Annotated in this window: 3 protein-coding genes; all 3 read right to left on the bottom strand. The window is 62.0% G+C overall.

Annotated features, from left to right (window positions below; genetic code table 11):
* On the bottom strand, positions 1 to 1,127 hold a 1,127-nt coding region (locus tag IL54_RS10520; protein ID WP_037475484.1), incomplete at its 3' end, for an alkaline phosphatase D family protein.
* Between the two features lie 22 nt (positions 1,128 to 1,149).
* Entirely contained in the window at positions 1,150 to 3,423 is a 2,274-nt protein-coding gene (locus tag IL54_RS10515; protein ID WP_037475482.1) for a TonB-dependent receptor, read from the bottom strand.
* A 273-nt stretch (positions 3,424 to 3,696) separates the two neighbouring features.
* Positions 3,697 to 4,236, bottom strand: a 540-nt coding sequence (locus IL54_RS25380; RefSeq protein WP_037478327.1) for an energy transducer TonB, incomplete at its 5' end; no start/stop codon positions are given.

The raw sequence follows: 4,236 nt of genomic DNA, 5'->3' as shown, positions 1-4,236 counted from the left end.
GCCCAATCGGCCGCATTGGTTGGAAAACGGCCATAGCCCATGATCACTTGCTGGGCGAGTATCTGCCAAGCTGTGCCGTCCTTCTTGGACTTACCCAGGCCATCATAGAGCCACTTTTCCTGCTCCGCGCCCATCAGGGTGCGATCCTGCATGCTCCAGGCACCATCGCGGAAATCGGCCAGCGCCTTGGCCAGATCGCCACGCCCGGCGACCGCTTCGCCGACGCTTAATTGCTTGTTGCGCGCTGTGATCCGGGTTTCAGGACGGAAGATGGTCGCCAGCGTACCGATCTGGAAACTGTCATACATCGCATCGGAGACGGGCATCCATTCACGATAGACCTTCTGCGCCGCCGCTTTGCGCACCGCCCATTCGCCTTCCATGTCGGGCTGATGATTCTCCGCGCCATCCTTATAGGCGTCATTGGTCAGTTCATGATCGTCCCATTGGGCGATCATCGGGAAGGCGGCGTGCAGCGCCTGAAGATCAGGGTCGAGCCGGTAGGAGGCGTAGCGCAGGCGATAGTCGGCCAGCGTCACCATCTCGTTCGCCGGTTCGATGATCCGGCCGGGAACGGCGTCTTCCAGACTGGGGTAATGACCGCGATCATATTCATAGAGATAGTCGCCGCAATGGATGACCAGGTCGATATCGTCGCGCACCGCGGCATGGCCATAGGCGTTGAAGAAGCCAAAGGGCATGTTGGAGCAGGAGAAGAGGCCGATGCCGAAGCGCGACACGTCACCTTGCGGCAAGGTGCGGGTGCGACCGATCCGGCTGATCGCGCCATCGGGCGCGATGAACCGATAGAAATACCGTTGGCCGGGTTGAAGGCCAGTGACGGTGATCTTCGCTGTGTGATCGGCATCGGCGCGGGCGGTGACTTCGCCGCCCGACACGACCTTGGTAAAGGCCGGATCGGTGGCGACTTCGGCCCGCAACTTGCTGTCTCCTGACCCGACATAGCGGGTCCAGAGCAGCACGCTGTCCATGCCCGGTTCGCCGCTGGCTACGCCATGGCTAAAGCCGCGCGCGCCCAATATCTGCGCGGCGCCGGGAATGGACAGGGCCCCCAGGCCCAATATGCTGCCCTTGATGAGCAGGCGGCGATCGATGGTGAAGCGCATGATTGTTCCTTCCTCTCGCCGTTCAGAAGCGGCCGGTGAGCTGCACGCCGTAGAAGCGCGGTTCTGCGGGGATGTAGGTCGGGATGCTGAAGCCGCCGCCGGTATTGCCGGCATCGAGCAGATAGTCCTTGTTCGTGAGGTTGCGGATGAAACCTGAAATCTCGTAGCGATCATCCGCAAAGCCGATGCCTGCGCGCAGGTTCGCCAGCATGACAGCCTTCTGGCTGATGGCTTCGGTGTTCGGCACTTCGAAATAGATTTTGCTGCGATAGGTGAGGCTGGGCGTTGCGAAGACGCGCATGCCATTGCCCAGCGGCGCGTCAATGGTGAAGCCCGCCGCCGACTGGAATTTGGGCTGGAGACGGAACTGGTCGCCCGCAAAGCGGCCATTGGCTTCCTTATTGTCGATGCCGCCATCGATATAGCCGCCATTGGCGAAGATGTTGAGCCAGCTGGTGGGCTGGATCGCGACCTCCGCTTCAACGCCCAGATTGCTGGCCGTCCCGGCGCTGACTGTCCGATTGACGCCGTCGGTGCCGGTCACACTGACCTGGAAATTATCATATTTCTGATAATAGACACCCAGCGAACCGGAAATGATGCCACTATTGGCCTTCAGCCCGACTTCATAGTTCCACACATTTTCCCCCGCGATCCGATTGATGCGGGCAACGCCGCCAGCGGCCGCGTCCAGGCTGACGGTCGGTGACCGGCGGCCCTTCGACACAGTGGCAAAGCCGTTCAGATTGGGTGAGAAACGATAGAGGATATTGAAGCGTGGCAGGAAGGCGGCGAAACTGTCTTCGGCACGCAGGACGCGGCCATTGGTGTTGACCTGACCCGGAATCAACGGCGCGCCGCTCAGCACGGAGTTGGGCACAGTCGTCACGAAGCCCGACCGGCGCTTTTCAATGAGCGCGCGGATACCAGCCGTCAGTTCCAGCGACGGGCTGGCGAGCCAGGTGCCATCCGCGAACATCGAATAGCTGTCATTCTTGCCCTGATTTTCAAAGACCGAGTTGTAGGGAATGACTGTCGCCGCGCCTTGTGTGAGGATCGCCGTCGCCTGCGATGCCGTGACAGTGCCGTCGGCCGCTACACAGGCGAGGCCGGGGATCAGGCGTGTCGCGCACTGGATATAGGTGCCTTCTTCCGTCGAGAAAGGCACGCGCTGATTGCTTTTCTCCCGAAACATATTCCAGCCGAACGCGCCACGGAAATGGTCGCCAGCGTAGGAGAAGCGGGTTTCATGGCTTGCTTGCCAGCCCTTCGCCTCCTCGCCAAATTCCAGATACCAGGCGGCCGAACCGTCCGCATCGAAAATCTCATTGCTGTCGAAATCGCGATAGCCGTGGACCATCGTCAGCGTCCAGTCGTCGGCGATGTCCCAGCTGAAGGTCAGGTTCGCGTCATAGACGTCGCGGCGCAGGCCCAGCTTGTCACCGCGCAGAGCGGAAGACGATAGCGGCGAACCGCTCAGATTGGCCGCGCCAAAGGGGTTGCCCGGCCCCTGCGAGGTCGGCAGTGCGCGCGAGATGAAGGGCGTGCCGGAATTGCGCTGACGGTCATAGGTAAGGATGAGATCGGCGGTGAAATTGTCGGTGGGCGTGAGGCGCAGCGAGCCGCGCACACCCAACTGGTCGCGGGCATAGAGATCGTCCTGCGTCGCCGACAGATTCTTCACATAGCCGTCGCGCTTCTTCCAGGCGAAGGCGATGCGGCCGGAGACCTTGTCCGACCCGCCATTGACGAAGCCGCTCAGCAACTTGGCGTCATAATTACCGTATCCGGCGGTCAGTTCGGCGGCGAAACCGGGCTTGGGCCGGGCGGAGATCATGCTGATCGCGCCCACCGCCGACGCGGTTCCGAACAAGGTCGCCTGCGGTCCCTTGATGACCTCGATCCGCTCCATATCGTAGATGTCCTGATAGGAGCCACGCGAGCGGGAAATGTCGACGCCGTTATAATAAAGGGTGACGCGCGGCGCTTGCTGGGCCGATCCGCTGTCCGACGTGATGCCGCGAATGACGATGCCCGGATTGTTGGCGCTCTGTTCCTGGATGTTGAGGCCGGGGATATAGTTCGACAGTTCGTCCAGGTCGGAAACGCCGATTTCCGCCATCCGCTTGCCGCTGACGGCCGATATGGTGATGGGCACGTCCATCGCCCGCTGTTCGATCTTCTGCGCGGTGACGATGATCTGCTCGCCGCCTGCTGCCTCGACTTCGGGCGCCATGGTCTGGGCCGTAGCTGGGAAGGCGGTGCTGCTGGAAAGCAGGGCGACGAAAAACTGCATACGGCGTGTCATGTTGGCGAACCCCTTTTTTGAATGAGGACGCCGATGCCCCAAGGATGTGACTTGCCAGAGGCTAGGAGATGACAATCAGATGAAGCTCGAACTGGATTGATGAAACGAAATCGTCACATTGAGCCGCGCCACGGCGAAGGCTCGCGGAGACAAGCGCCACCCCGGTCTTGTCATTGACCCATCACTACGCACCGAGCCGCCAGCACCGCCGAGCGCCCCGTCAGGGCTTCCACCATCCTACCGCTGCCGGCCTTCCCCGGTTCAGACCGGCAGGACGAATTCGATCGGCGCGGTGAATTCGATCCGCTCGCCGCGCAAATCGCTGGGCGCGGGGGGATAGGGGGATGCACGCCGCATCATCGCCTCGGCCTCTTCGTCCAGCACGGCGTTGCCCGATCCTCGAATGATCGCGCCTTCCACTAACATACCGGTGCGATCGAGGATGAAACGAACCTGTACCAATCCCTCCTGCCGCCGCATCCGCGCGCGGCGGGGGTAGATTTTATGGGCATAGAGCCAGGATCGTATCTTGGCGGCATAGGTCCGGCTGGTGCCGGGCGGTGCCTTGACGTCCAGGCCATCGGTGACGCCGCGACGGGCGGCCGATGTCGTTGGCGATGCCGAGCCCGAAACGGGCTGGGCCGGGGGCGACGGTGCTGTAGAGGGGGTGGCGACCAATACCGTGTGTTGGACCGATGGCGTAGGCGGCAGACTGGAAGCAATTGCGCTGATCGGCGGCGCGATCGATACGGGAATGACGGGCGCAAGCGCTGGCGACGAGGGCGCGACAGGCGGTGGGTC

Source organism: Sphingobium sp. ba1 (assembly GCF_000743655.1).
In the GTDB taxonomy this organism is placed as follows: domain Bacteria; phylum Pseudomonadota; class Alphaproteobacteria; order Sphingomonadales; family Sphingomonadaceae; genus Sphingobium.
Note: the sequence above shows the minus strand (reverse complement) of the source record. Positions and strands in the feature narration are given on the sequence as shown.